This is a genomic window from Hyalangium sp., from assembly GCF_035629615.1.
Lineage (GTDB): Bacteria > Myxococcota > Myxococcia > Myxococcales > Myxococcaceae > Hyalangium.
In genome coordinates this window covers 1-3,640 of sequence record NZ_DASPHO010000294.1, presented here as the reverse complement: position 1 = coordinate 3,640, position 3,640 = coordinate 1, and the positions used below count along the sequence as shown (strand labels likewise).

At 69.9% G+C, this 3,640-nt stretch carries 3 protein-coding genes; 1 reads left to right on the top strand and 2 read right to left on the bottom strand.

The window, feature by feature from the left end:
- A partial coding sequence (locus VD972_RS14995; protein WP_324987232.1) for a chromate transporter occupies nt 1-708 on the bottom strand: 708 nt, incomplete at its 3' end.
- A gap of 117 nt (nt 709-825) precedes the next feature.
- On the opposite strand from VD972_RS14995, the gene VD972_RS14990 reads away from it, so the two are divergent.
- A complete protein-coding gene (locus VD972_RS14990) occupies nt 826-1,500 on the top strand; it encodes a uracil-DNA glycosylase (RefSeq protein WP_324987229.1) in 675 nt (224 codons plus the stop codon).
- A gap of 32 nt (nt 1,501-1,532) precedes the next feature.
- On the opposite strand, the gene VD972_RS14985 is transcribed toward VD972_RS14990, so the two are convergent.
- On the bottom strand, nt 1,533-3,374 hold the full coding sequence (locus VD972_RS14985; protein ID WP_324987226.1) for a prepilin-type N-terminal cleavage/methylation domain-containing protein: 1,842 nt from the start codon (nt 3,372-3,374) through the stop codon (nt 1,533-1,535).
- Nucleotides 3,375-3,640: the final 266 nt, after the last annotated feature.

The following is a 3,640-nucleotide window of genomic DNA, read 5'->3' as shown; positions in this document are numbered from 1 at the left end:
AGGCGTTTCGGCCGGAGCCAGAGCGGGAGCCGAGGCTGCGAGGGGCGTGGCGCTCTCCGGGGCAAGAAAGACAAGGAAGAGGCCCACGGCGGTGGCGCACGCGGCAGTGAGGGCGAGCGCCGCGGCACGTGAGCCGCCCTGGAGGAGCACGGCGGTGAGGCCGGCCCAGATGAGCGTGACGGCGAAGTGCACACCGAGGAGCTGGGCAACCGCGGCGAGCAGGGCGACGGCGAGCAGGGGGCGAGAGGTGAAGGCGTGGCCGCCCAGGCGGTGGACGGCGCGGACAATGAGGGCGGCAACGGCGGCCTGCACGGTGGTGAAGGCGGCTCTCACCCAGGGTGAATCCAGCCCCAGGTGCACATAGAGCCAGGAGCACAGGAGCATGAGGAGGAGGCCCGGGAGCATGAAACCCAGGCCGGCCAGCAGCCCTCCTACGCGGCCCCGGGAGAGCATGCCGAAGTAGACGCACAGCTCATGGGCCTCGGGGCCCGGGAGGATTTGATAGAGGGAGAGGGCGCGGTTGAAGTGAGCGGGGCTGACCCACTTCTCCTCCTCGACGAGCTCCTGACGGATCATGGCGATCTGCGCGAAGGGACCGCCCCAGGCGAGCAGGCCGAAGCGCAGGAAGCGCCAGAAGAGGCGAGGCAGGGGCTCGGAGGGGACTCGCGCTTCGGGTTCGGAGGGGCCGTGCGCCTCGGAGGGATTCAAGGTATCTCCGCAGTGGTCCCGTGACTCTGCTGCCTCGCCATGTCCCCGTCCAGCAACGAGTTTTTCACCCGACCTGCCACGTCGGCATGCTTGAATGGGACGTAGAAGGGAGGGTCCATGCGGGAGAAGCTTCCAGGGGGCTGGAGTGAGGTGCTGAAGGAGGCGCTGGAGACGCCCTCGTTCAGGAAGCTCGAACGCTTCGTCGAGAAGGAGCGCCAGCGGTACACCGTCTACCCCTCGGAAGAAGAGCTCTTCTCGGCATTCCGGCTGACACCTTTTGCACGCGTCCGGGTGCTGCTGCTGGGACAGGATCCGTACCACGGGCCGGGGCAGGCGCACGGGCTGGCCTTCTCGGTGAAGCCCGGGGTGCCCCTGCCACCCTCGCTGGTGAACATCTCCAAGGAGCTGCGGAGCGATCTGGGGCCGCCCGCGCTCACGAGTGGCTCGCTGGTGTCCTGGGCGGAGCAGGGGGTGCTGCTGCTGAATGCGGTGCTGACGGTGCGGGAGGGCGAGCCCAACAGCCATGAGGGGCACGGCTGGGAGGAGTTCACGGACGCGGTCATCCGGGCGGTGAGCGCGAAGCCGGAGCCGGTGGTGTTCCTGCTGTGGGGCAACTACGCGCGGAAGAAGCGCAAGCTCATCGACACGCAGCGGCACGAGGTCATCGAGTCTCCGCACCCCTCGCCGCTGTCGGCGTCGGGAGGCTTCTTTGGCAGCCGCCCGTTCAGCCGCATCAACGATGTGCTCATGCTCCGAGGGCAGGCACCCATCGACTGGCACCAGCCCGGGTGAGGGGCGCCGCGGAAGGACTGATGTCTCACGTCTCAGGCCGCGGGGCGCAGGTCGTTGTCTCCACCCTCGGGAGGCTGAGGAGGCCGGGGGAGTGTCTCTCCGCAGGTGCGGCAGTGCAGAGGCCGGCGTTCCCACTGGTGCCGGAGGATGTGACCGGGCAGGGACAGCGTGTCTCCACATCGCGTGCAGGCGAGGACCTGGACGCCCAAGGTGCCGCACTCGGCGCAGAAGCGCGAGGAGGGCCCCGAGGCTGCGCCACAGGCCATGCACCGCGACGGAGGGCCGGCCTCCGGCGAGCGGGCCCGGTCCTGCGCCACCCGCTGCTGGAGCCGCCGCAGGACGACCTTCAGGGCTACCGCCTCGGCCTCGAGGTGCTTGCGAGCCAGCCGTGCTTCTTCGGTCCGCTCGCGGATCCACTCCACATGCGCCTCCGGGGCCGTGGGGGCTGTCTGCAGCTCCTGGAGCTTCCGCAGCCGCGCCTCGCTGTCCTTCAGCCGCAGCAAGGCATCGCGGACCTCCTGGCGCTCCGGCTCGGCTCCGTTGCCTGTCCCCTCCAGCCGCCGCTCCGCCTCCCGCACCAGGGTCTTGCGGTCCTCTACCTGCTCGAGCGGCTCGACGAGCTGCTGGCGGAAGTCTGCCTCGCGCGACGTCCGCTCGCGGGCCTGACGCTTCGTCTCCAGGTGGGCCTGGCGCCCGGCGGCCCAGCGCCGCCAGGTCGGGGTGACGAAGGCCAGGGTGGCGACGACCATTCCCAGCAGGACATGCGGGCGCCAGGACTCGGCGTAGGCGGCAGCTACCACTGCGCCCAGGGTGAGCACGGCCAGCGGCAGACAGCGGGTGAGCGCAAAGCGCACGTCCGACAGGCGCACCACGTGCAGCGTGAGCAGCGGCAGGCTCACGCCGCTGGCGACGAGCAGGGCGACACGCCAGTCGCCCCGGTAGCCCACCACCGCGAAGGCCGCGAAGAAGAGGGTGTAGTTGAGGGCGAGCAGGAGGAAGTGGCCCCAGCGGAAGTCATCCAGACTGCCGGGCCGACGCAGATCGTTCAGGTACCAGAAGCCGACGCCGAACAGCAGCACCCCCAGCGCCGCGAGCTGGCACAGCAGGATGAGCCGGCCCAGCGGGCTGGCATCCGCGGGCAGCTCGACGGTGATCGGCTGGGTGGTCACCAGCCGGCGGAAGCTCCACACCAGCCGATCCGGGTGACGCTCCGTGGGCTGGAGCGAGTCCGGAGCCACGGCGAGCCGATCCGCGTCCTCCGCGAGCACCTCGAAGCGGACCGCTCCCGAGCGGCCCACTCCCATCACGTCATAGAAGAAGGCGTCGCGCCCGCGCAGGGTATAGGAGACCGCCATCGTCACCCGCTGGCCAGGAGGCACCGCGCCCGTCCAGCGGAGTCCTTCCAGTGAGGACTCGGCCTCCACCTCCGTCCGCTGGCCGCTCGCATCGACGAGCTGCAGGGACACATCCCGCGCCTCGGTGATGCCCGCGGGGAAGGGGAACCTCACGCTCAAGCTGCTGGCGCTCGCGTCGGCGTTGCGGACCGTGAAGGTCCCCGAGAAGACCGCCTCGAAGCGGTTGTACACGCGAGGCCCGTCCAGCACGGGCGCGGGCAACAGCCGCACCTGGATCTCCGAGGACTCGATGACGGGCGGTTGTGCGGCGGTTCCCTCGGGCACACCCTCCACGCTGGCGCTCGGCGCGGCCTGGGCCAGCCGCTGCACCGGCTGCCGCGGGGCCCGGGCGCTCAGGTCCTCGGCGCGCGAGAGCGCCATGGGAATGATGAGAGCGGCGATGAGGGCAATGATGACCACGACGATCATCAGCTCGATGAGAGTGAAGCCGCGGTGGAAAATGACACGGTGGCGATGCATGGGACCTCTCCCCCTGCTGCGTTCTGGCGCTGAATGAGAAACCCGAGCCGCCATTTGGGTTCCCTGGGGACGGGCGAGGGTCATGTGCGCTGCCCGACAATCAGCGAGGCCAGGAGACGCCAGGGGCACAGCCGTCGCGCTGGTTTGGAGCGATGGTTCCGCCCCATGGCCCAGCGCAGTTCCCCACTCACGGAGGAAGCTCAGGAGGAGGTCCCCACGAACGCGAGCACCCTCGACACCGTCCTCTTCGAGCGGATGCACGCGAG

Excerpts from the sequence above, each read along its gene's own strand:
- VD972_RS14990 (WP_324987229.1), top strand. The coding sequence starts at position 826 with ATGCGGGAGAAGCTTCCAGGGGGCTGGAGTGAGGTGCTGAAGGAGGCG.
- VD972_RS14985 (WP_324987226.1), bottom strand. The coding sequence starts at position 3,374 with ATGCATCGCCACCGTGTCATTTTCCACCGCGGCTTCACTCTCATCGAG.